The sequence below is a fragment of the Pseudalkalibacillus hwajinpoensis genome (assembly GCF_015234585.1).
GTDB lineage: Bacteria > Bacillota > Bacilli > Bacillales > Guptibacillaceae > Guptibacillus > Guptibacillus hwajinpoensis_B.
Genome location: NZ_JADFCM010000001.1, coordinates 999,761 through 1,021,484, shown reverse-complemented (window position 1 = coordinate 1,021,484; position 21,724 = coordinate 999,761). Strand labels below are relative to the sequence as shown.

Here is a 21,724-nt window from a genome sequence, read left to right as displayed (position 1 = left end):
CTCCTCTTATGTTTTTAATCAAGTCGAATGCTTCTCCCAGTTGTACAGCTTTCATAAATTGCTTCAATTACTTGTGACACACGTCTCGCCTCTTCCGATTTTACGATCGGTTCCTCTAGTCCAAGACAGCTGTTCACAAAATTCGCAGCTTGAGGCAATCCTGGGTCCTCATCTCCTGGTACCCATTGACTGCTCGTATTTAAAAGCATGCCGTGCTGAGCTTTATTTAATTGAAATGGAAAAACATCGAGACCCCCATCACTACCGGAGATACTAACAGACTCTTTGTCCTCTGCAATGTTGGCTGACCAGGATGTTTCAAAGAGCATAGAAATATTATTATCAAAACGGATATATGCCGTGACATGATCATCCACATTAAACGTCTCGTGATCAAATGCTCCCCACTGGTTCACTTGTTCAGGCGTTTTGCTTAAACGATTGTATGTTGTTCCTGACACTTCAACAGGCTTCGCGTTGCCCATTAGCCAAATACTTAAATCAAGAAAGTGGCATCCATAATCTATTAAGCTACCGCCGCCTTGAAGCTGTTTATTCGTAAACACGCCCCAGCCAGGAACCTTTCGGCGACGAAGGGCTTGAACTCTTGCAACCATTGGATCACCGATTTCATTCTCTTGAATAAGTTGACGTGCCGCACGCGGTTCCTTCATGAAGCGATAATGATAAGCGATGGATAAGATTTTGCCAGACTTTTTCTCTGCTGCAATCATCCGATCACATTCTGCAACTGTCATCGCCATTGGCTTTTCACAGAGAACATGAACACCTGCGAGTAGAGCTTGCTCAGCTAGATCCGCATGAAATTTATTCGGTGTGCAAATCGTAACGGCATCTACTTCATTTAGCATATCCTGTACATGCTCGTACACATTAGGAATATGACAAGAAAGCCCTACCTGCTGCGCTTTTTCATAATCGACATCATAAACACCAAACAACTCTACTTGTTCAGAGAGCTGCTGGTATGCTGGGATATGCCGGGACTGGGCGATGCCGCCAGACCCGATAATCCCCATACGTAATTTATTCACTTGATCACCTCAGGTTAACGATTTTCTTCGTTTCATTTGATTCTAGTGCTGCGAGAACCACTTGAAGAGAATTCATCCCTTCCATACCGCTTACAGGAACGTCTCTATCCGACACAATGCTATCTACGAACTTGTCGATAACCTGTGAACTCGATTGGCCGCCGCTATCATTTGTTTGAATACCACCAAGCTCATATTTCACCACTTCACCTGTCTGATACTGAACCACAAGCGAATTCACTGGATCGTCTTCAAGTCTAAGAATCGCTTTTTCGCCATAGATAATCGTTGAATTATCTTCACTCGCTGTATAAGCCCAGCTTGCAGCTAGCGTTCCAATAATACCGCTTTCAGATTTTAAAATACACACTGCATTATCATCAACTGTAGCAAACTCCTTCGCACTTGTTTCAACAAACGAGCCTACCTCTACGATCTCTTCATTTAATAAATAGCGGATAAGATCGGTCTTATGCACACCAAGATCTCCCATTGCTCCAATAAATGCTTTCTCTTTCTCGAAGAACCAGCTATCTTTCCCATCCACACTCCAACCTTCAGGTCCAGGATGTCCAAAAGCTGTTCTAAAGCTATACACTTTGCCAATTTCACCGCTTGCTAGAATATCTCTCGCCTTTGCGTGGGAAGGAACGAAGCGTTGATTGTGAGCAATCATTAACTTTTTCCCACTTGTGCGAGCCGCCTCAATCATCTCTTCTGCATCTGCACGTGACGTTGCCATTGGCTTTTCGCAAAGAACATGCTTTCCTGCTTTTAATGCAGCAATAGAAATCGGGGCATGAAGGTAGTTTGGCGTACAAACACTTACAGCATCAATCTCACTATTTTGCAATAGCTCCTCATAGCTTTCATAGGACTTTGCTCCGTAAAGAACCGCTGTTTCATCTGCTCTTGTTTTCACAATATCGCACACAGCAGCAATTTTTATTTGTGTGTTTGCCGCGTATTCTGGTAAATGGCGGTGTTTCGCAATACTCCCACATCCGATAACACCAATTTTTAATTCATTCATGGTTTCTCCTCCTCAATCAATCTCTTATTTAGACGCGATGGTTTCTAGCGGTTTTGCATTTCCATAGACTGGTTTTGGTATCGTCGTCGGTTTAGCCCAGGCTACAGCATTTTTCATAACCTGCTGGATCTCTTTATTATAATAGGTTGGATATGTCTCATGACCAGGTCTGAAATAGAAGACCTTTCCTTGTCCCCTCTTATATGTACAACCGCTTCTGAAAACTTCTCCGCCTTCAAACCAGCTTACAAACACAAGTTCATCTGGTGCTGGGATATCAAAATGCTCGCCATACATTTCTTCTCTCTCAAGCTCAATTTTCTCACCAAGTCCCTCCGCAATCGGATGGGTTGGATCTACAATCCACATTCTCTCTTTCTCATCCGCTTCACGCCATTTCAAATCGCAGCCTGTCCCCATTAGCTTCTTGAAAATTTTAGAAAAGTGACCAGAATGAAGGACGATAAGCCCCATCCCATCAAGAACTCGTTGATGAACGCGGTTCACAATTTCATCAGACACTTCTTCATGCGCGATATGTCCCCACCACAGAAGCACATCAGTACCATTTAGCACTTCTTCAGATAAACCGTGTTCTGGCTCGTCCAAAGTAGCCGTTCTCACTTCAAAATCTTCTTTCAGAAATTCCGCAATCGCTCCATGAATCCCGTTAGGATAAACTCTTCTTACTTCTTCACTACTCTGCTCATGACGATTTTCATTCCATACGGTTACGTTAAGCATTAAAATCCACTCCTATTTTTTCTATTCTTTAACTGAACCTGATGTTAATCCTGACACAATTCTTCTTTGGAAAATCAATACCATAATGACAAGAGGAACGGTTACAACAACAGTCGCTGCTGAAATTTCTCCCCACGGGATCGTATACTGACCCTGGAATAGGGCAATTCCGACCGGCACCGTTTTAAACTTATCAGCCGTGTTAATCGTAAGGGCAAACAAGAACTCATTCCATGCTGCAATAAATACGAGAATGGCTGTTGTGAAAATACCAGGTACTGCTAGTGGCATAATGACTCTCCAATACGTTTGCCATAATGATGCTCCATCGATCTTCGCTGCTTCTTCAAGATCGAACGGAATTTTACGGAAGAACGTAACGAGAAGCCAGATCGATAATGGCAGCGTGATTGTTGTGTACGGGATGATTAAGCCAAGATAGCTATTTGTAAGACCTAAGTTTTTTAGAAAAATATAGATTGGTGAAATCGTCGCTACTTGTGGGAACATGGATACAGATAAGACAATCCCCAATATAATCGGTTTTCCTTTAAAATTCAGACGCGCGATGGAATAAGCAGCGAATGAAGCGACTAGAACGGTGTACACAGTCGTAATCGTCGCCACAACGGTACTGTTCCATAGATAGCGAGGGAAAGGATAATCTACGAAAACGGATACATAGTTTTGTAGAGTTGGGTTATTCGTAAAAGGATTGAACGCTTTTTCACCAAAGAGCTCTGTTAGTGGTTTAATCGAACTTGCAAGCATCCATAAGAACGGAAACATGACAACAAAAACAAACACAACTAGGAAAACGTAAAACATCGGTCCCGCTTTCTTATTCATCTGGCTGGCCCTCCTTCTTCATGATAAAATACATTCTCATTTCTTTCCAGTTCCGTCGTTTATTAGTTCAGCTCCGAGTAATTTAATAAAGATTCCAGAAATAATGGCGACACAGATGAAAACAACAACTGAAATAGCTGAACCTTCACCAAAGTTAGTCTGAGTAAACATCAATGTATAAGCGAGCATTGAGATCGTTTCGGTTGAGTTCGCTGGACCTCCGCCAGTTAATACATAAATTAAGTCAAACACTCGGAATGCATCTAGAGTCCGGAATAAGAGAGCAACGAGAAGACTAGTTTTTAGTAGCGGCAGTGTGATATTAACAAACTGCTTCCATTTACTTGCCCCATCAATGGACGCTGCTTCATAAAGTGAAGATGGAATCGTTTGAAGTCCTGCTAGAAGAAGCAAAGCCATGTAAGGGGTCGTTTTCCAAACATCAGCAAAGATAACGGAGAACATTGCACCTGTATCCGTAGTGAGAAGCATCGACATGCGATCGATCAATCCAACATCTTCAAAGAGCTTCGCTACAATACCGTTTTGACCATCATAAAGGAACTTCCACATGAGGGCTGCTACCGCTGTTGGAATCGCCCACGGAATTAGGATACTTGCACGAATTAATCCTCGCCCTAAGAAAGCTTTGTTAATAAGGAGAGCAATCGCTAGACCAAGTATGAGCTCAGCTAGAACAGAAATAAATGTAAATACACTCGTGTTCCAAAGAGACTTCCACATCCGCTGATCAGTTAAATTTTCTTTGTAATGCTCAAGTCCAATGAAGTTCGGTTCAACAACAATTTCAGTTAGTGCGGATGATAAACCAACAATCTTATCGCCTTTTTCCAAACTTCCATTTTCATTGATCGTCATTAAATCATTATTGATTGCTTTAACGGAAGACGTAAAATCCTCTGCTACGCTTTCATCAATTTCAACGTACTTCATATCGTCAGGAATATTTTCAAACTTGTCTAGCTTTTCATTAATCACGTCATAATTTTCTGCTGCTTGCGGGTTTTCTTTAATACTGGCATCGAGATTTTCTAATGTTGTTTTCATCTCGGTCAGCTCTTCACTTGAATTTCCATTATCAATTTCAGAATTAATTGCCCCGACTAGGAAGGGATAGTTTTGCAAATAGCGGTCTAGGTCAATTTGATAATCGAGATGGACTTCTGATTTAGTTGGTTCATTGAGACGAAGGTCGAAAAGACTAAAATAAAATGACTGGAAAACTGGCCAAATAGAAATCGCTAGAATAAGGATCAGTGCCGGGGCAAGAAGTAAATAACCGACAACCGCATCGTTTTTTTTCTTCTTTTTGGGCTGGTTGTCCACTTTAATAGGCTCTTTTGGATCGATATCTGTCTGCATACCAACGCTCCTCTCTTTAGGAAAAAGTGTCTTGTTGCTCACTTAGTTACGATCGCTACAAGACACCGCTTTTTGATACTACGAAATTTCTTTCAGAGAATATGTAGGAAAGACATTAGCCTTCGTATTGAAGGCTAATGACCTTCTCTATTATTTTTCTAGCTTTTCATTCATTTCTTTTTCCATTGCAGCCGCTGCTTCTTCAGGAGTTTCTTCTCCTGCGATCGCTTTAGAAATGTGAATTTGGATGATTTCAGAGATTTCAGGGTAGTTTGGTGCTACAGGTCGTGAAACCGCTGCTTCAAGTGCTGTTTGGAATCCTTCTTCTCCAAAGAATGGGTTCGCTTCGATAATTTCTTCATCTTCGAACAAAGCAGGGATTGTTGGAGCGTGTGAACCTTTAATTGCATCAATCTTTTGTCCTTCTTTACCAGTCATAAACTTCAAGAACTCCCATGCTTCTTGAGGATGTTCAGAGAAATTATTGATGGCTGCCATCCAACCGCCAAGGGCTGAAGCAGAACCAGCGTCACCTTCAGGAAGTGGAGCTACTTCTACGTTTCCAACAATCTTAGACTGTTCTTCATCATTTGCAAGTGCGAACTGATATGGCCAGTTACGGATAAATGGAGATTGACCTTCAATAAACGCAGTATGAGATTCTACTTCAGTAAACGTATTGATGTTACCTGGAACGAAATCAGAGTTTGCGATTTCAACCATTTTTGAAATACCTTTGATCGCTTCAGGGCTATTGATAACAACTTCTCCATTCTCATCAATAAACGCACCGCCGTAAGAACCGACAAATTCAACTGCGTTTGTTACAAGACCTTCATATTGCTTCGCTTGCATGAGGTAACCAAACTTGGTACCGTCTTCACCTTTTAACTCAGAAGCTTGAGTCATCAAGTCATCCCACGTTTTTGGAGCTTCAGATACTAAGTCAGAGCGATAGAAAAGCATACCAGTATCAATGAATTTAGGCATCGCCCACTGCTTTCCGTTAAAAGTTGCTGCCGTAACTGGTCCCTGGTTGTAGTCGTCCATGTTAATACCGTCTTTTTCAATAAAACGGTCTAATGGAAGCACATATCCTGCTTGAGCGAATTCAGCTGGCCAGATTACATCGATATCGAATACATCAATTTCTGATGATTCAGCGTTCAACATTGTGACATAAGCATCATGTTGTGCTCCTGTGTCGGTCGGCATCTCGCGGAATTCGATTTCGATATTCGGGTTTTGCTTCATAAATTCCTCAACCATTACATCGGTTGATCCAGTAGCATCTTTACCACGCGCATAAACTAGTGTTACTTTCTCTTCGTCACCTGAACTTGCATTTTCATCACCAGAGCTGTTGTTATTACTTGAAGAATTGTTTGAAGAACTACATGCCGATAGAACTAGAATAAGAGCCAAAACGATAAAAAGTAGTTTACTATTCTTCATAATTCGCATAATACTAAATCCCCCTTAAATTTGGTTGAAATCGATTTCAAAATTGTAATCGATTTCAATAAACTAGTTAACGCTTACATTTATCGCAAGTTATGTAGAGTTACGAATAACAAGCGATAGTGGTAATTCTTTAACACTTTGAGTAGTACGCTCACACTGCCCTTTTAAACAGTCAATAAAAATAGTCATAGCTTGTCCGCCAATTTCAGCCCCGGGTTGATAAATAGTTGTTAGCTCTGGCTCAATTAAGCTGGCAATTGGCTGATCGTCAAATCCGAGTATCGCTATATCTTTCGGAACATCTAATCCATTTCGCTTTGCTTCCTTCACCATTGCAGCTGCCACTTCATCTCCTCCGGTAAAGATAGCCGTTGGTCGTTCAGTTAATTCAAGAATTTTGTTAAACGTTCTTACGCCGTCTTCCATTGTGTATGTATCTTGGAAGATCCATTCTGGCTTTATTTCTAGGCCAGCTTCTTCAATCGCTTGAAAGACTCCTTTACGGCGATCATTAGACAACCCGCTTGTTGAGCCCATACAATAAGCAATCCGCTTATGTCCTCGCTCAATTAAATGCTTTGTTCCTAAATAACTCCCCTGAACTTGATTCAATCGAACCATTGGTACCGTCGCATCGTGATGATATTCATTACAAAGTATAATCGGTCCATGTGCCGTGTAGGACTGAATTTCTTCCCAATTATTTTCAATCGAAGTGAAAATAACACCATCAACTTGCTTCGTCTGTAACAAATTCAAGTATTCGAGTTCCTTCTTTTTACTAGATTTCGTCTGACAAATGATCAATTGAAATCCATTCGCTTCAGCCACGCTTTCAATTCCATTAAGAACCAGTGTAAAAAACGGATTCGTTAATCTTGGAATTAACACAGCTACTAGATTTGTTCTTCGATTTCGCAAGTTTCTAGCTGATGTATTAGGAAAGTAACCTAGTTCCCTCATTGCCTTATGAACTAATTCACGCTTGTCTTTAGTTACGTGTGGATAATCATTGATGACACGTGACACAGTCGCTCGTGATAGACCTGTATAGTGTGCGACATCAGCAATTGTTGCCATGTTTCATCCTCCTCAGAAAGTACAAAAGAACCTCCCTTCGTTTGTAACCGATTTCATGAAATCGATTACAAACAGCATAACGTAAGTTCACAGAATCTTCAACATTATTTTTTGAATATTTTAACCATTTTATTTTTTTAGCTGTATTTCTCTTAAATATTTATAACTCTGAGTCACACTTTCAATCGGATCAACATCACATTCGTCCTGCTCAACAACCCACCATTTTACGCCGCATGCCTGCCCCTGCTCCACTACTTCCTGAATCGCAATGTTACCAGTGCCAAGAATAGCCGTTGCTTCTCTCTCATCATCCGAGCGGTCCTTTAAATGAATGATTGGTGTTCTACCTGAGAACTTTTGCATCCACTCAACTGGATCATGACCAACCTGGTTAAGCCAATAAATATCAAATTCAGCCTGAATGGAAGAATGCGCCTCTAAAATTCCGAACAGCTCACTACCTTCAATACTTCGACCAAGTTCAAAATCATGATGGTGATATCCTAATTCCATTTGATGCTCAGTACAAATTTCCGCTGCATTCTTCATGATCTTAGCTACCTTTAAAAAGTCCTCATGACTTCTTCTTTCAGGTGGAAGCCATGGGCAAATAATTCGGCTGTTTCCAAGTACTTTTTGCTCCTCTATAACAGCTTCCAATTCGTTTTCAATCCGCTCAATTGGGATATGATGTCCAATGACGCTTAACCCAAGTTCATCTAATTTGTTTTTCACCACTGATGGTTCATGGCCATGCAATCCCGCAAGTTCAACACCTTCGTAGCCAATGCCCTCTACTCTTATTAACGTTCCGAATAAATCCTTCTCACATTCGTTTCGCAACGTGTAAAGTTGTAACCCAACTCCAATTTCAGTCATATGTGACACTCCTTTTCATAATTAGAATAAACATTCCATTCTTCCTGGCAAAGTCCATCAATTTGTAAATTTACAAATTGATCGTTTGAATATTAACTCTCATAGAAGATAAATTTTCTTCACCATCACTGTGTTCGATGGAACGACTAAAATCCCTTTTTTTAGACATAAAAAAAGAAATTTTTCATTATGGAATCTCGATTAAGATTACATTTAAAAAGCTCATAAATTGTTCAGAGAGTTTAAGGCAAAACCTATAATGGAAAGAGAGTAATAAAAAAACTCCCCCACACGTTCAATAAATAATTGAACGTTGGAGAAGCTTTAAAATAAGGGTAATGACTCACCCTATCCGATAATTAATTTCTTAACAATTCTCCGGTGTACCAGCATTCGTCGCTGTCTTAAACGAAGAACCACAGCCGCATGATGCGATTGCGTTCGGATTGTCGATTGTGAATCCGCCGCCCATCATGTTTTGTTTATAATCAATCTTCACACCGTTTAGAACGGGTGCGCTTTCGCTATCCATAATAATCGTTACGCCGTGCTGAGCGTCGAGAGCTTGATCATCTTCCTTCATTTCTGTATCAAAGCCCATGCCGTAGCTTAAACCAGTACAGCCGCCACCTTTAACGCCTACGCGTAAATAAAGACTGTCGCCTTCTTCTTGCTTCATCATTTCTTTTACCTGTGCTGCTGCAGCTTCAGATAAATGGATCATTTAAATCCCTCCAATCACCATAATGCTACTATTAGTATATCGTGCTATAGAACTAAGCTCAACAATTGAACACTATCAAACAGAAATACTCACTTCGCTAGCCTGATGTTTGTATTTCAACTGTAATATCAGATTATGCTTCTCATCAAGTTTTTGACTATATGTCAATACTTCCGGATGATTCAAGCCAAGGGCTATAGCCGCTTGAGTCATTTTTGTACGTAGAATTTCACGCAGTATCTCTTCACAGTCGGAGTCTTGAATGAACTTTCGATTTATAACCACCTATTATTCTATATGAATAACCTTTTATTTACAATCACCCTATTATTTCCTGGTATAATAAACTCCAGTTGATATCGTTACTGCTGGTCCTGTCATCCAGACATGATCATCTTCATCCCACGTAATTTCCAGATCGCCGCCTGCAAGATGAACTGTCACCTCTGTACCCTTTAATGTTTTGTTATTTAATACGCCTGCTACTACTGCTGCACATGCGCCTGTTCCACAAGCTTGAGTAATACCAGAGCCTCTCTCCCATACCCGAAAATGGTATTCACTGCTAGAGACTACTTCAACAAATTCAACATTAATACTTTCTGGGAATAGCTGGTGATCTGTAAAATAAGGTCCTGCTGTTGTGAGAGGAGCCTTTTCTATATCATCGACAAACATCACCATGTGAGGATTCCCCATCGATACTCCCGTCATTTGAAGCGGTTTTTCTTCATAAAACACCGTTTCATCAATCACTTCGTCTTCTGAATTTCCGTTCATCGGAAGACTACCTCTTGTCCACTCCGGTCTCCCCATATCAATCGTAACAGTCTCCACACGATCATCCGCTAAATGAACTTCTGCCTGTACAAGTCCTGCTAGCGTTTCAATGGCAAATTTCGTTGAAGAAACCAGCTTGTTTTCATATGCATACTTAGCTACGCAGCGGAGGCCATTCCCACAGTTTTTCCCTTCAGACCCATCTTTATTAAAAATCCTCATCTTCACTTCTGCTCGATCGGATGGGCAAATCAAGATCATTCCATCCGATCCTATACCCGTGTAAACATCCGATACTTCTCTTGCGTATTGAGGAAGGTTCTTTTCTTCTAACTTTTGCTCAAATAAGTTGATGTAAATGTAATTGTTACCGAGACCATGCATTTTTGTATATGTTATCTCTTGCAATGCTTTCACTCTTTCTATATTTTAATGGCTTTTTCGAACGGCTTCTGTCGTCCAGAAATAATCACTATCAATTTTCTCAATCATGAGCTTGCCGTTACAGCAAGGCATCACGAGTCTTGTTTTAATTTCTTCACAACCTTGTTGATAATCTCGTTCTGTCATAGGCGTTAAGACATTCTCACTATGACAAAATGGACAGTGTGGAACATAGATGTCCCCCATCATACGATCATATGGCAAAGTATGTTCAAAGCTACCCACGAGTGACCCCTCCTGTCTATTATTTAGACAAGTATACCGTAAAACAGGCAAAAAACAACACCGCTTCGCCTTGAGTTTACGACATTAACAATCTAAACGATACAAAAAAAAGCCTCTATAAAAGAGGCTTTCAAATTTAGAAAATAAGCATACCTGCGATTGCAGCATTTAAAAGGTTCGCAAGCGTACCTGCAAGGATTGCGCGCATTCCAAGCTTTGCAATTTCAGGGCGACGTTTAGGCGCCAGACCTCCAAGGCCTCCAAGTAAAATAGCAAGAGAAGAGAAGTTCGCAAATCCACAAAGAGCAAAACTGATAATCGCAACTGATTTGTCAGTTAGGTTTCCAGCACTAATTTCTGGACCGAAAGAAGAGAAAGCTACAAATTCATTAAGAATTAACTTCTGTCCAATGTAGTTACCTGCTTGAACAGCATCTTGCCACGGAACACCAATAACAAAGGCAAGTGGTGAGAAGATATACCCAAGAATTTGCTGAATCGTTATGCTTCCTGCGCCAAACCATCCACCAACTGCTCCAAGTAAACCGTTTAGCAAGGCAATCAATGCGATAAACGCAAGAAGCATCGCTCCAACGTTTAAAGCAAGTTTCAGACCGTCTGATGCACCATGTGCAGCAGCGTCAATCACGTTTACGTGATCTTCGTTTCTTTCCATCTTAATTTCTTTCGCTGTTTCTGGTGTTTCTGTCTCTGGCATGATGAGCTTAGCCATTAACAAACCACCTGGTGCTGCCATGAAACTTGCCGCTAGTAAATACTCAAGTGGTACACCTAATAAAGAATAACCAATCAGGACAGAACCAGCTACCGAAGCAAGTCCTCCTGTCATAACTGCAAAAAGTTCTGATTTCGTCATTTTATCTAAATAAGGTTTGATGACAAGTGGCGCTTCCGTTTGACCAACAAAGATATTTGCAGTAGCTGATAGTGACTCCGCTTTACTTGTTCCAAGCGCCCATGAAATCGCTCCACCAAGTAGACGGATAACCCACTGCATAATTCCAAGGTAATAAAGAACAGAAATAAGAGAAGAGAAGAAAATAATGATCGTTAGTACTTGAAATGCAAAGATCATTCCAATGTCTTCATTTCCAATTAAGCCACCGAAAAGAAAGCCAATTCCCTCATTAGCATATCCAATAATATCCTGAACGAATAATGATAGTTGCTTTAAAGCAGTCTTACCTGCTTCCCATTTTAATACTACAAATGCAAAAGCAACCTGAATGGCAAGTGCCCCCAGTACCGTACGAAGGTTAATCGCTTTGCGATTTGTAGAAAAGATTAGTGCGATGGCAAATAACACAGCCATACCACCGAATCCCCATAAAATTTGCATATTTTACACCCCTTGTTAATTATTGAACCCATTTATAAGCATAGCCTACCCCATTACCAGATTTTAAATAGAAATATTATAGCAATTAGCTAAATACAGCGCTTACAAACAGTGTTTTGTTATCTGAATATTCGACATTTTTCGCGCGTACGCGGAAAATAAAAAGTCCGTTCTCTCTCTATTAGACTTCAATGGACCTTTGTCATTATAACACAGAAACTGAGCAGTGAAAGCCCTTAATTTTTTTCGTTTAATTTTCGCATTATTTTTTCTATTAAAGCTTCAGATGTATCTGCATTTACTAAACGTCCATCTACGATAGCAAAAGACTCAGAGTAGCAGTTCCCACAATAACCAAGACAGCCGTAGTCAATTAATTCAATATCGTGGATCTTCTCCAGGGCCTCCCATACGCGCTTATTCTCTCTCAAGTTTCCCGCACAAAATTCGATTGTCTTCAAAGTAAAGCCACTCCCCAGTTAAGCATTTAAGAAATGTTATTGTACATAAGTCACAGTTTCGCTATACTTTTAACTGTCATAACATAATGAATCGTATAACTATATTATAGCGCGTGTCGCTTCCTTTTTTCTTCCTAATTCATCATTTCTTCTACATCTTTTCTACTTATTATAGGGAGACAGCGTTATGTAATTTTATTAAAGGGGACCTCTTATCATGAAAAGGCTAGTGCTATTAGGCGGCGGATACGGCGGTATGCGTATCCTACAGAAATTATTTGCATCTGATCTACCAGAAGACCTCACAATTACGCTTGTTGACCGAAACCCTTATCACAGTATGAAAACCGAGTATTATGCACTTGCTGCCGGAACAGCAAGTGATCATCACATACGTGTTCAATTCCCTGTTCATAAGAAGCTAGAAATCAAATACGGCGAAATCACTAGTATTAATCTTGACTCAAATGTTATTCACCTAAATGACGATGATAACCTTGCATATGACACGCTCGTCATTGGACTAGGATGTGAAGATAAGTATCATAACGTACCAGGTGCAGATGTTCATACGCTAAGCATTCAAACGATTGATTCATCTCGAAGAACGTATGAAGTATTGAACAACCTCGGCGCTAAATCTGTCGTTGGTATTGTTGGTGCAGGACTTAGCGGAGTGGAGCTAGCAAGTGAACTTCATGAAAGTAGGCCAGATCTTCAAATTAAGCTATTTGATCGAGGACACACTATTCTTTCTGCCTTCCCAGAACGACTTGGAAAATACGTTCAATCCTGGTTTGAGGAGCGTAACGTAGAAGTTGTTAGTGAATCGAATATTACAAAGGTGGAACCTAATACGCTCTTTAATCATGGAGAGCCTGTCCACTGTGATTCGATTGTTTGGACAGCTGGCATCCAACCTAACAAAATCGTAAGAGATCTTGACGTTGAAAAAGATGCCCAGAAGCGAATCGTCTTAAATGACTATCATTCTGTTCCAAGTCATGAGAATGTTTTTGTTGTAGGAGACTGTGCAAGCTTGCCACACGCACCAAGTGCTCAGCTTGCTGAGGAACAAGCAGAACAAATTGCTCTCGTATTGCAGAAACAATGGAAAAAAGAAACACCACCTGCGCTTCCACCAATTAAAATTAAAGGAACGCTTGGTTCACTCGGAAGCAAGCACGGCTTTGGTGTCATGGCCAATCGTCCACTTACTGGCCGAGTTCCTCGCCTACTTAAGTCAGGTATATTATGGATGTATAAGAACCATAACGGTTAATAATGTTGAACTTTATAAGAAGCAAATATACTTTTTCGTAATATAAAACCCGTGAACAAATTTGTTCACGGGTTTTATCATTTAAGCCGTTGCAGAACGGTCTTCTAGAACAGCATATAAGTCTTTTAATTTAGGGTTACCTTCTGACACAATTTCATTTCGGACGACAACAACTGGATAGAACAGATCTTCATCAATCACTTTTGAAGCGAAAGCCGCCTCATATCCGGAAAGTTTACTATGAATATCAATATATCGAACGACTATTTGGCGATCTGGATACTTGCGGTCGAGGGCCGCTTTAAGCCATTCAGCCGTTTCCTCTGAAGAAGGTAAGTTAACACAGCTCGCACAGCGCTCACCTGCTCCATAGACGAGTACTTCTTCCATGGTGAAAACGTCCTTTCTATTCAATCAATTTACCTTCATTGTACCCTATTCCTATCATGTAGAAAAGAAGCATTCGCCTTTTTCATGTTCCAATCTTGAATATGGATTCATACCATGATAAAGTTAGGATGAGAATTATAATCATTCTACATTAGCACATAGATTTTTAACATAATCATTAGTATAATGGAAGTATGAAGGGAGTCGATGAATGATGCAAGAGCAAGTACAAGATGTATTGAATAAACTACGTCCATTCCTTCTGCGTGACGGTGGAGACGTAGAGCTTGTAGACATCGAAGAAGGCGTAGTTAAAGTACGTTTAATGGGAGCATGCGGCAGTTGCCCTAGTTCCACTATCACACTTAAAGCAGGTATTGAACGCGCACTTCTTGAAGAAGTTCCTGGCGTAACTGAACTCGAGCAAGTATTTTAAACCAAACACATCCACCCCCTCTGTCATGGAGGGGGTTTTTATTTTTAACTTAACCAATCTACTCTTCTCATTTGCTTACCATATTCACCCATCAATTCCTGAAACAACAAACGGTACATTTCCTCCCTTTCGCCTTCTCTTCTCACAAGTTCCTTTAAATTCACAAAGCTCTTTTCTTTCTCCTTCAAATTGCCATCACTATAGTAATGCTCGACTGTCTCTACATATGGAAGAGGGAATAACAAACGAGCATACAGTAGGTTCCAATCCATTTGAGTTAACGTACGCCTCTCATGATAATCCCACATAAATTGCCTGATGCCTTCAAAATTCCCTTCGCCCTCCACTAGCTCATATCTAATCCACTCAGCAAGATCTCTCGCTGGATGGTCAAGGATGAGATCATTCGGAAATAGCCCTTCAGATGTACGGTGATAATTGGCCGTATACCGATTAAACGCAAGAGTTCTAATCTGAAATGGATTCATTCCCATGTCGATGCCACAGTCCACAATGTACTGAATCGCATTCTCTGATAAGCCAGAATAATAGGGGAATGTTTCTATAAACCATTCATCAAATTCTCTGAGAGGCTGAGTCTGATTCTTCAATTCCTCACGAAAAGATTCAAGTTGGTCTATCCTGTACTGCCACCTCATCTGCCACGGTTGAATTTCTGGTAATTCATTATAAGCTGCAAGGAGATTACCTGCTTTCCTATGAAATAGCGCTAGCCGACTCCCATCACTGTGATGAATGCGATTATTTCGATCATACGGTTTTTGATAAAGAACATACGCCTCATTTTGAATTGTCTCTATATACTTCCCTCTTCTTGAAGAAATCGGTAACATTGTAGGTTCATTCTGTTGATTAAGAAAGTTTGCAACCATTACATACCAGGGAAATTCACTCTCTTGTTCACTTAGTGCACGTCTCAAAATAAATTCAGATTGATCAGATGTACGAAGCAAATATCCACTATTTTTAACATTATGTTGATCTATAACGATGCCATATTGATGAAAAACCTCTCGTTCAAGCATATTAACCCTCCGGCAATTCGTCTTAATACCGTACTATATGCCCCGCGCGCCCAATCGGTGTAAAGTAGTCACAGAAGTTTAGTGTCATATTTCTTCCTGACTTACCATATACTAATATAATCAATAACATCCAATACCAATTTACTATAAAGTTAGGTGGGACAAGAATGGGCCAAGAACCTATGGACCTTGTAGAACAAGCAGCGAGAAGTAAATTAAAAGAACGTGGTGTCGAGATCAAAGATATCGCAGACCTTGTTTTCTATCTCCAAGAAAAATATCACCCTAACCTTGAAATGGAAACTTGCATACAAAATGTAGAACGTGTACTTTCAAAAAGAGAAGTGCAAAATGCAGTGCTCACGGGAATTCAGCTTGACGAACTTACGGAAAGAAAACTGCTTGATCAGCCTCTACAAGATATATTAATGAAAGATGAAGGTCTATATGGAGTAGACGAAATCATCGCTCTTTCAATTGTAAATGTATACGGATCGATTGGCCTTACGAACTATGGTTTTATCGATAAACAAAAGCCTGGTATTCTCGAAAAGTTAAATGATAAATCCAGTGGTGCATGCCATACCTACCTTGACGATATTGTGGGAGCTATTGCGGCAGCTGCATCTAGTCGACTTGCCCATAGAGCTCAAAAAACAGAATAACGGCAAATATAAAAACGCCCAATGGGCGTTTTTATATTTGCCATTCATCTAGCGTAAGAGCCGTATACTCGGGTTGCTTTTCGACTGATAACAAGTGCTCTTTCGTTGTTACGCCTGTATGAACAAGCAATGTATCCAAACCGGCATTGATACCTGCAAGAATATCGGTGCGATAATTATCCCCAACCATCAACGTCCCTTCTTTCGGTGTTCCAAGTTGAGCAAGAGCTTGTTCCATAATAATCGGTTCAGGCTTCCCAATAAAAATAGGGTCTACTTCCGTTGAAACAGACACCACTGCCGTCAATGAACCATTACCGGGTAACAATCCTCGTTCTGTTGGAATCGCAATATCTCCGTTTGTCGATATAAAAGTAGCTCCGTTTCGAACGGCAATGCACGCCTTCGCAAATTTCTCGTATGTGATCGAGCGGTCAATCCCAACGACAACATAGTCTGGATTGTCGTCTTGAATCATTAAACCTTCATCCGTTAAGGCATCGCGAATGCCTTCTTCTCCAATCACATAAACCGATGCATCTTGCTTTTCATTAGAGATATAACTTGCTGTTGCCATGCTTGTTGTAAACACGTGATTTGGCGTACATGGTACACCAAACGCCTCTAGCTTTTCAGAAACTTGTTCTTTCCGTTTTGATGAATTGTTCGTCACAAATAAATAGGGAATATTTGCTTCCTTTAAACGCTTCACAAACTCGACTGCTTCGTGAATTTTTTCAGTGCCTCGATACATTGTACCATCTAGATCAATTAAATAGCCTTTATAGTTTTTCATGTACTTATTATCCTCCTTATCCAATCCATAAGAAAACCGCTTTCATTAATGAAAGCGGTTCATATATTCGGGTTTTTGAATAAAAAATGTCAGCTGATCGTTTCTTACTCTTTTCATCAAAAACACCTTACTTTCTTTACAATGTGTGTTTACCTTAACATCAATCTTCATTATCTGGAAGAAAAGCTGAAACAGCCCCTAATTCTTGATTTAAGTATGTTCTTATATCAGTAGGAAACTGCTCTAGTGCACTGAGGTTTTTCCGAAGATTTTGCTCCAATGCTTCATGATCAAGCATAACATATTGCTGCATTAGTGGTTTTCTCATGCCCACGACTTCTTTTAACATAATAGTATTTTCAGTTGAAATTACTTTTTCATCAGCTAGGATTTCAATAATATCTTCATAGCTCCCGGGATCTCGCATAATGAATCCATCAATGATGCTGTTCCCTACGTCAATCATGCTCTCAATGACAACGTGATGAATTCGCTCTAATCCGAGAAAATGAAGTTCTGTTTGAAAAGAACTTTCCTTCATGAGAACAATCATTTTATCGAAATAAACCAGCTGTTCTTCTATTTTCTTACGATCCACAAAATACATACTCATGCACCTACCTCTAACACTTATGATTCAATCACCATTTTCTAAAACGGTATTAAATACTTCTCTACATTTTATCATATCTTAAAATGCAACGGCTTACATTTTCTAATGAAAGCTTGTATGAGAACGCCTCATAAGATGGTATGATAGCGTTAACTAGAAAAGGAGGGTGCTATGATGGAAGATGAACGACTCATCTACGACGAACAGGAGGCCACTGAAGCCAGGTTCGTCTGCTTTATGGGAAGCAATCATCGGTTTGACCTTTGTATTGTAAAATCAGATCGCTTTTATGGAAAATCGTTAGTCCTCGATATTCAAGGAGGCAAATTTGCAATTATCGGCCACGATGATCTAAATGAGCCTGGAAATCTCGAGCATGCCTACTCTCTCAATGAGGAAGATGCTGAAGAACTTCGCAACTTCTTGAGAGAAGTCTTAAGTCACTAATATTTTATCAGACAATGAATACACTACCTCCTAAAGGTGGTGTTTATTCATGTTTGATGAAGAAGATTATCAAGACTTTGCTAACGTAGAGAAAGGGCGAAATTACGTCCTCCCTGAAGATACGCCAGAAGGTCCATACGGTTCACCGGTGAATAAAAAGCTCGGTAAAACCTCACCTTGGCGAGAAGGGCAGCGTTCCTATAGTGCATTTAATTACGAAAATAAAAATCTTCACCAACATTTACCTCGTCAGGACCCTAGCTCACATCCACCACATGATGATCCAAAAAAAGACTCCGAAAAACCATACAAAGCATAAGCCCTTAGGGCTTATGCTTCTTGTTGTTGTTTCTTCGGTTTTTCCTTCTTCTGCTTCTTTAATACAAAATAAGGGCAGCCGAAGTTGCAGTATTCATATAAATAATCAAGCACCGTGCTGAATTTTGTATCGAAAGTTGCTTTTTGGTTACGGTCCTCAAAGAATCCTTTTAATCTAAGCTGACCATATCCCCAATCCCCAACAATGTAATCATATTTATCCAGAATCTCACTATATCGAGCAAGAAAAGCTTCTTCGTTCCAACCTTCTCTTTCATCCTTCATCAACTCAAACGTATGTTGATTTACTTTTATCATTCTTTATCCCTCATTTCAAAATGGGCTCATTAGTCTTATGATACCTTTTTTATTCGATTTGTCCAAGTAATACCAGTAAAAAAGGAACAGAGTTCGGTCATGATAACAGTATGGAGGTGAAGGTTATTGAAAAAACAAATTCTGCTCATACTGCCACTCGTATTAGGACTTGGGGCATGCCAGGGAGAAAATGCAACAGATTCCTTTGACCACGCAGATTTAACACCTGTTAAAACGGATCCCGATGATTACGGTATGAACACCGCTAACTCTCAGGAAAAGTCCAAAAAGGGTGGCTTTGGATATGTGCGTCATACACGAAATACAAACAACATGAATTCTCAAAAACAACCCGAGAACATTGCCTACCTTGATCGTGATCGTATGTCAGATATGATCGGTTCAATGGCAATTGTTTTACCTTATGTCAATGATGTCGCAACGCTAGTAACAGATGAAGAAGTTCTCATTGGCTATAAAACAACAACAAAAGATCGTGATGCCACTGCGGATCAAGTAAAGAAAACGGCTCTTTCTGTCATTCCAAGATATTATCACGTCTATGTTTCTGACGAAGAAGGAATGATTGCTGAGGTCGAGCGATATCAAAATGCCTCCACTGCAAATGGAGAACTCGAGAAGAGCATAGAAGAAACGATTGCCAAAATGAAGAAAGCGCCACAAGGGAAAAAAGTAAGTGATGGAGAGAATGAGAACGGTGAGATGAAGGGCGAAATGAATGAAGACTTAAATGATACAGATGGAAAAGAAATGATGTCGAAGTAAAAAAATCGGCCCGATAAAGGCCGATTTTTTATCTTTCTAATTACTTATCCATTACTTCGAAGCTTGCTTGGCTGCATTTACTTGCTCGTCAGCATGATAAGACGAACGAACCATTGGACCAGATTCACAGTGTTTAAAGCCTTTTTCCAGTGCGATATCTTTTAGCTCAAGAAACTCTTGAGGCGTCCAGTATTTTTCTACTTTTAAATGCTTTTTCGATGGTTGTAAGTATTGTCCAAGTGTAACAATATCAACATCATGTGCACGAAGATCATCAAGTGTTTGAATGATTTCCTCTTTTGTTTCACCTAATCCTAGCATGATGCTGGATTTAGTCGGAATCTCAGGATTCATTTCTTTTGCACGCTGAAGAAACTCTAGTGTACGACGATATTTTGCGCGTGCTCTCACTCTTGGCGTTAGGCGCTCCACTGTTTCGATATTGTGGTTCATAATATCCGGTTTCGCATCCATGAGTGTTTCAAGCGCTTCATATTGGCCACCCATGTCTGATGGAAGAACTTCGATCGAACAGAACGGATTTTTACGACGAATAGCACGTACGGTTTCAGCAAAAACAGCCGCACCACCATCTTTTAAATCATCTCGTGCTACAGCGGTAATGACCACGTGTTTTAGTCCCATCTGTTCAACGGAATCCGCAACGCGTTCAGGCTCTGCCCAATCAAGCTCAGTTGGAAGACCAGTTTTTACTGCACAGAAACGGCATGCACGAGTACAAACATCACCAAGAATCATAAAGGTTGCCGTCTTACGAACAGCCCAACATTCATGGATATTCGGACAACGCGCTTCCTCACAGACCGTATGTAACTTTTTCTCGCGCATCATCTTTTTTAAGCCTTTATAATTTTCGTTTGTATTTAGTTTTATTTTCAACCACTCTGGTTTTCTTAAATATTCTTCTTTCTTACTCACTACACTCACCTCACCTATTACTTTTCTGTAATAAAGAATACCATAGGTAACTCATTCATTTCTATAAAAAGTGTGAATCTATTGAGGATTAAGACTTTAGACCTTCCATTATTTAGTTCTAATGATTTACGCACGGAAAACCAAACTAAGGGTAATGACAAATTACGAAAGGAGAAGAAACACTTGAGAAAATATAGTTTTCTTATCCTTATTCTTTTCTTCCTCATCCCTATAAACGTTCGAGGTGCTGATATAGACGAAGATAAACTAAGAAGCGAACGGAAGATGTTATTTCATAAGATGGAAGCCGTCACACAGGTCCCCTGGTACATCTATGCTGGTATTGATCAATATGAACGAAGCATTAGGCGCTCACAAAAAGATATTCCTCGTGAAAAAGGTGCAATAGCTATCTATATTACGCCTGAGAAATGGTCTGGAGGTACGAATCCAAATAAAGAAGATCATGATCCTATCTCGATATCGTTCTTTAATGGAATTGGCCTCGATGGCAATGGAGATGGCAAAGCCGAGCGTACTAATGACGAAGATCTACTTTATACAATTGGGTCTTTCATACAACAGTATGGAAGTTCTTTAGAAGATATTCAAATTGGTCTTTGGGATTATTATCATCGTGACCAGGCAGTAAGGACGATTACAAGTAATAGTGCTGTTTATCATACATTCAAAACGCTTAAACTCGATAAGCATGCTTTTCCCGTGCCTCTTCACGCAAACTATAGTTACCGAAGCACATGGGGCGATCGACGTGGCTGGGGCGGACTTCGAATTCACGAAGGAACGGATATTTTCGCTTCTTATGGTGTTGGAGTGAAAGCGACAAGTTACGGAACGGTCGAGACGAAGGGATGGAATGAATATGGCGGTTGGCGGATCGGGATTCGGGATATCGATGGCAATTACCACTACTATGCTCACCTAAATGGTTTTGAAAAAGGCATTGAGAAAGGTCATGTTGTACAGCCAGGTGAAATCATTGGGTATGTTGGTAGCTCTGGATATGGACCAAAAGGAACGGCTGGAAAGTTCCCGCCACATCTTCACTATGGCATCTATAAAGACAACGGAAGAACAGAATGGTCGTATGACCCCTATCCTTCGTTGAGGCTCTGGGAACGACAGGAACGAATACGCAACAAAAAGTAAGCAAAAAAGAAGAACTAGCTCGCTAGTTCTTCTT

Annotated in this window: 27 protein-coding genes; 7 read left to right on the top strand and 20 right to left on the bottom strand. The window is 40.3% G+C overall.

Features of this window, described 5'->3' with window-relative positions; genetic code table 11:
* Positions 1-14: 14 nt before the first annotated feature.
* The 14 genes from IQ283_RS04930 to IQ283_RS04865 all read right to left on the bottom strand — a co-directional run bounded on the left by IQ283_RS04930 (position 15) and on the right by IQ283_RS04865 (position 12,484).
* Complete coding sequence (locus tag IQ283_RS04930; protein WP_194219013.1) at positions 15-1,055, bottom strand: Gfo/Idh/MocA family protein; 1,041 nt, start codon at positions 1,053-1,055, stop codon at positions 15-17.
* Positions 1,056-1,059: 4 nt separating this feature from the next.
* Positions 1,060-2,088: a Gfo/Idh/MocA family protein gene (locus tag IQ283_RS04925; protein WP_194219012.1), complete on the bottom strand. Its 1,029-nt coding sequence runs from the start codon at positions 2,086-2,088 to the stop codon at positions 1,060-1,062.
* Between the two features lie 24 nt (positions 2,089-2,112).
* On the bottom strand, positions 2,113-2,832 hold the full coding sequence (locus IQ283_RS04920; protein ID WP_194219011.1) for a ThuA domain-containing protein: 720 nt from the start codon (positions 2,830-2,832) through the stop codon (positions 2,113-2,115).
* 21 nt (positions 2,833-2,853) lie between these two features.
* The gene (locus tag IQ283_RS04915) at positions 2,854-3,681 is read right to left on the bottom strand and encodes a carbohydrate ABC transporter permease (protein WP_194219010.1); all 828 of its coding nucleotides are present in this window, start codon (positions 3,679-3,681) and stop codon (positions 2,854-2,856) included.
* Between the two features lie 36 nt (positions 3,682-3,717).
* On the bottom strand, positions 3,718-5,064 hold the full coding sequence (locus tag IQ283_RS04910) for a carbohydrate ABC transporter permease (protein WP_194219009.1): 1,347 nt from the start codon (positions 5,062-5,064) through the stop codon (positions 3,718-3,720).
* Between the two features lie 150 nt (positions 5,065-5,214).
* On the bottom strand, positions 5,215-6,528 hold the full coding sequence (locus tag IQ283_RS04905; protein ID WP_194219008.1) for an ABC transporter substrate-binding protein: 1,314 nt from the start codon (positions 6,526-6,528) through the stop codon (positions 5,215-5,217).
* 90 nt (positions 6,529-6,618) lie between these two features.
* Entirely contained in the window at positions 6,619-7,608 is a 990-nt protein-coding gene (locus IQ283_RS04900; protein WP_194219007.1) for a LacI family DNA-binding transcriptional regulator, read from the bottom strand.
* A gap of 129 nt (positions 7,609-7,737) precedes the next feature.
* Positions 7,738-8,490, bottom strand: coding sequence for a sugar phosphate isomerase/epimerase family protein (locus tag IQ283_RS04895; protein ID WP_194219006.1), 753 nt, complete (start codon positions 8,488-8,490; stop codon positions 7,738-7,740).
* Between the two features lie 367 nt (positions 8,491-8,857).
* Positions 8,858-9,214 carry a HesB/IscA family protein gene (locus IQ283_RS04890; RefSeq protein ID WP_194219005.1) on the bottom strand — a complete coding sequence of 119 codons (357 nt, stop codon included), beginning with the start codon at positions 9,212-9,214 and terminating at the stop codon, positions 8,858-8,860.
* A gap of 75 nt (positions 9,215-9,289) precedes the next feature.
* A complete protein-coding gene (locus IQ283_RS04885; RefSeq protein WP_276511799.1) occupies positions 9,290-9,499 on the bottom strand; it encodes an aspartyl-phosphate phosphatase Spo0E family protein in 210 nt (69 codons plus the stop codon).
* 42 nt (positions 9,500-9,541) lie between these two features.
* Positions 9,542-10,402, bottom strand: coding sequence for a diaminopimelate epimerase (gene dapF / locus IQ283_RS04880; protein ID WP_194219003.1), 861 nt, complete (start codon positions 10,400-10,402; stop codon positions 9,542-9,544).
* A gap of 21 nt (positions 10,403-10,423) precedes the next feature.
* Complete coding sequence (locus IQ283_RS04875; RefSeq protein ID WP_242057244.1) at positions 10,424-10,663, bottom strand: hypothetical protein; 240 nt, start codon at positions 10,661-10,663, stop codon at positions 10,424-10,426.
* Between the two features lie 136 nt (positions 10,664-10,799).
* The gene (locus IQ283_RS04870) at positions 10,800-12,023 is read right to left on the bottom strand and encodes a NupC/NupG family nucleoside CNT transporter (protein WP_194219002.1); all 1,224 of its coding nucleotides are present in this window, start codon (positions 12,021-12,023) and stop codon (positions 10,800-10,802) included.
* A 236-nt stretch (positions 12,024-12,259) separates the two neighbouring features.
* Positions 12,260-12,484, bottom strand: a complete 225-nt coding sequence (locus tag IQ283_RS04865) for a DUF1450 domain-containing protein (RefSeq protein ID WP_194219001.1) — start codon at positions 12,482-12,484, stop codon at positions 12,260-12,262.
* A 217-nt stretch (positions 12,485-12,701) separates the two neighbouring features.
* On the opposite strand from IQ283_RS04865, the gene IQ283_RS04860 reads away from it, so the two are divergent.
* Entirely contained in the window at positions 12,702-13,766 is a 1,065-nt protein-coding gene (locus tag IQ283_RS04860; protein ID WP_194219000.1) for an NAD(P)/FAD-dependent oxidoreductase, read from the top strand.
* Between the two features lie 81 nt (positions 13,767-13,847).
* On the opposite strand, the gene IQ283_RS04855 is transcribed toward IQ283_RS04860, so the two are convergent.
* Entirely contained in the window at positions 13,848-14,156 is a 309-nt protein-coding gene (locus IQ283_RS04855; protein WP_194218999.1) for a DUF1462 family protein, read from the bottom strand.
* A 211-nt stretch (positions 14,157-14,367) separates the two neighbouring features.
* Here IQ283_RS04855 and IQ283_RS04850 point away from each other — a divergent pair, with 211 nt between their 5' ends.
* Positions 14,368-14,592 (top strand): NifU family protein, encoded by a 225-nt coding sequence (locus tag IQ283_RS04850; protein ID WP_194218998.1) that lies wholly within the window; start codon positions 14,368-14,370, stop codon positions 14,590-14,592.
* Between the two features lie 44 nt (positions 14,593-14,636).
* Here IQ283_RS04850 and IQ283_RS04845 read toward each other — a convergent pair whose 3' ends face one another.
* Positions 14,637-15,638 carry a hypothetical protein gene (locus tag IQ283_RS04845; protein WP_194218997.1) on the bottom strand — a complete coding sequence of 334 codons (1,002 nt, stop codon included), beginning with the start codon at positions 15,636-15,638 and terminating at the stop codon, positions 14,637-14,639.
* Between the two features lie 167 nt (positions 15,639-15,805).
* On the opposite strand from IQ283_RS04845, the gene IQ283_RS04840 reads away from it, so the two are divergent.
* The gene (locus IQ283_RS04840) at positions 15,806-16,303 is read left to right on the top strand and encodes a phosphatidylglycerophosphatase A family protein (protein ID WP_194218996.1); all 498 of its coding nucleotides are present in this window, start codon (positions 15,806-15,808) and stop codon (positions 16,301-16,303) included.
* Positions 16,304-16,334: 31 nt separating this feature from the next.
* On the opposite strand, the gene IQ283_RS04835 is transcribed toward IQ283_RS04840, so the two are convergent.
* On the bottom strand, positions 16,335-17,099 hold the full coding sequence (locus tag IQ283_RS04835) for a TIGR01457 family HAD-type hydrolase (RefSeq protein ID WP_194218995.1): 765 nt from the start codon (positions 17,097-17,099) through the stop codon (positions 16,335-16,337).
* 160 nt (positions 17,100-17,259) lie between these two features.
* Positions 17,260-17,706, bottom strand: a complete 447-nt coding sequence (locus tag IQ283_RS04830) for a DUF86 domain-containing protein (RefSeq protein WP_194219608.1) — start codon at positions 17,704-17,706, stop codon at positions 17,260-17,262.
* A gap of 180 nt (positions 17,707-17,886) precedes the next feature.
* On the opposite strand from IQ283_RS04830, the gene IQ283_RS04825 reads away from it, so the two are divergent.
* Both IQ283_RS04825 and IQ283_RS04820 read left to right on the top strand, forming a co-directional pair.
* Positions 17,887-18,159: a DUF3055 domain-containing protein gene (locus IQ283_RS04825; RefSeq protein ID WP_098444844.1), complete on the top strand. Its 273-nt coding sequence runs from the start codon at positions 17,887-17,889 to the stop codon at positions 18,157-18,159.
* 49 nt (positions 18,160-18,208) lie between these two features.
* Positions 18,209-18,478 (top strand): hypothetical protein, encoded by a 270-nt coding sequence (locus IQ283_RS04820; RefSeq protein ID WP_194218994.1) that lies wholly within the window; start codon positions 18,209-18,211, stop codon positions 18,476-18,478.
* A gap of 11 nt (positions 18,479-18,489) precedes the next feature.
* Here IQ283_RS04820 and IQ283_RS04815 read toward each other — a convergent pair whose 3' ends face one another.
* On the bottom strand, positions 18,490-18,795 hold the full coding sequence (locus tag IQ283_RS04815) for a YutD family protein (RefSeq protein ID WP_194218993.1): 306 nt from the start codon (positions 18,793-18,795) through the stop codon (positions 18,490-18,492).
* Between the two features lie 126 nt (positions 18,796-18,921).
* Here IQ283_RS04815 and IQ283_RS04810 point away from each other — a divergent pair, with 126 nt between their 5' ends.
* The gene (locus IQ283_RS04810; protein WP_194218992.1) at positions 18,922-19,581 is read left to right on the top strand and encodes a YhcN/YlaJ family sporulation lipoprotein; all 660 of its coding nucleotides are present in this window, start codon (positions 18,922-18,924) and stop codon (positions 19,579-19,581) included.
* A gap of 51 nt (positions 19,582-19,632) precedes the next feature.
* Here IQ283_RS04810 and lipA read toward each other — a convergent pair whose 3' ends face one another.
* Positions 19,633-20,520 (bottom strand): lipoyl synthase, encoded by an 888-nt coding sequence (gene lipA, locus IQ283_RS04805; protein ID WP_194218991.1) that lies wholly within the window; start codon positions 20,518-20,520, stop codon positions 19,633-19,635.
* Between the two features lie 183 nt (positions 20,521-20,703).
* Between lipA and IQ283_RS04800 the strand changes: the two genes are divergently transcribed.
* Positions 20,704-21,690 carry a M23 family metallopeptidase gene (locus IQ283_RS04800; RefSeq protein ID WP_276511797.1) on the top strand — a complete coding sequence of 329 codons (987 nt, stop codon included), beginning with the start codon at positions 20,704-20,706 and terminating at the stop codon, positions 21,688-21,690.
* Positions 21,691-21,724: the final 34 nt, after the last annotated feature.

Bases quoted from the DNA above. Each gene is read 5' to 3' on its own strand.
- IQ283_RS04920 (WP_194219011.1), bottom strand. From the start codon at position 2,832: ATGCTTAACGTAACCGTATGGAATGAAAATCGTCATGAGCAGAGTAGT.
- IQ283_RS04820 (WP_194218994.1), top strand. From the start codon at position 18,209: ATGTTTGATGAAGAAGATTATCAAGACTTTGCTAACGTAGAGAAAGGG.
- IQ283_RS04815 (WP_194218993.1), bottom strand. From the start codon at position 18,795: ATGATAAAAGTAAATCAACATACGTTTGAGTTGATGAAGGATGAAAGA.
- IQ283_RS04900 (WP_194219007.1), bottom strand. From the start codon at position 7,608: ATGGCAACAATTGCTGATGTCGCACACTATACAGGTCTATCACGAGCG.
- IQ283_RS04870 (WP_194219002.1), bottom strand. From the start codon at position 12,023: ATGCAAATTTTATGGGGATTCGGTGGTATGGCTGTGTTATTTGCCATC.
- IQ283_RS04840 (WP_194218996.1), top strand. From the start codon at position 15,806: ATGGGCCAAGAACCTATGGACCTTGTAGAACAAGCAGCGAGAAGTAAA.
- IQ283_RS04890 (WP_194219005.1), bottom strand. From the start codon at position 9,214: ATGATCCATTTATCTGAAGCTGCAGCAGCACAGGTAAAAGAAATGATG.
- IQ283_RS04845 (WP_194218997.1), bottom strand. From the start codon at position 15,638: ATGCTTGAACGAGAGGTTTTTCATCAATATGGCATCGTTATAGATCAA.
- IQ283_RS04915 (WP_194219010.1), bottom strand. From the start codon at position 3,681: ATGAATAAGAAAGCGGGACCGATGTTTTACGTTTTCCTAGTTGTGTTT.
- IQ283_RS04835 (WP_194218995.1), bottom strand. From the start codon at position 17,099: ATGAAAAACTATAAAGGCTATTTAATTGATCTAGATGGTACAATGTAT.
- IQ283_RS04850 (WP_194218998.1), top strand. From the start codon at position 14,368: ATGATGCAAGAGCAAGTACAAGATGTATTGAATAAACTACGTCCATTC.
- IQ283_RS04925 (WP_194219012.1), bottom strand. From the start codon at position 2,088: ATGAATGAATTAAAAATTGGTGTTATCGGATGTGGGAGTATTGCGAAA.
- IQ283_RS04830 (WP_194219608.1), bottom strand. From the start codon at position 17,706: ATGTATTTTGTGGATCGTAAGAAAATAGAAGAACAGCTGGTTTATTTC.
- IQ283_RS04860 (WP_194219000.1), top strand. From the start codon at position 12,702: ATGAAAAGGCTAGTGCTATTAGGCGGCGGATACGGCGGTATGCGTATC.
- IQ283_RS04825 (WP_098444844.1), top strand. From the start codon at position 17,887: ATGGAAGATGAACGACTCATCTACGACGAACAGGAGGCCACTGAAGCC.
- IQ283_RS04855 (WP_194218999.1), bottom strand. From the start codon at position 14,156: ATGGAAGAAGTACTCGTCTATGGAGCAGGTGAGCGCTGTGCGAGCTGT.
- IQ283_RS04905 (WP_194219008.1), bottom strand. From the start codon at position 6,528: ATGCGAATTATGAAGAATAGTAAACTACTTTTTATCGTTTTGGCTCTT.
- IQ283_RS04910 (WP_194219009.1), bottom strand. From the start codon at position 5,064: ATGCAGACAGATATCGATCCAAAAGAGCCTATTAAAGTGGACAACCAG.
- IQ283_RS04895 (WP_194219006.1), bottom strand. From the start codon at position 8,490: ATGACTGAAATTGGAGTTGGGTTACAACTTTACACGTTGCGAAACGAA.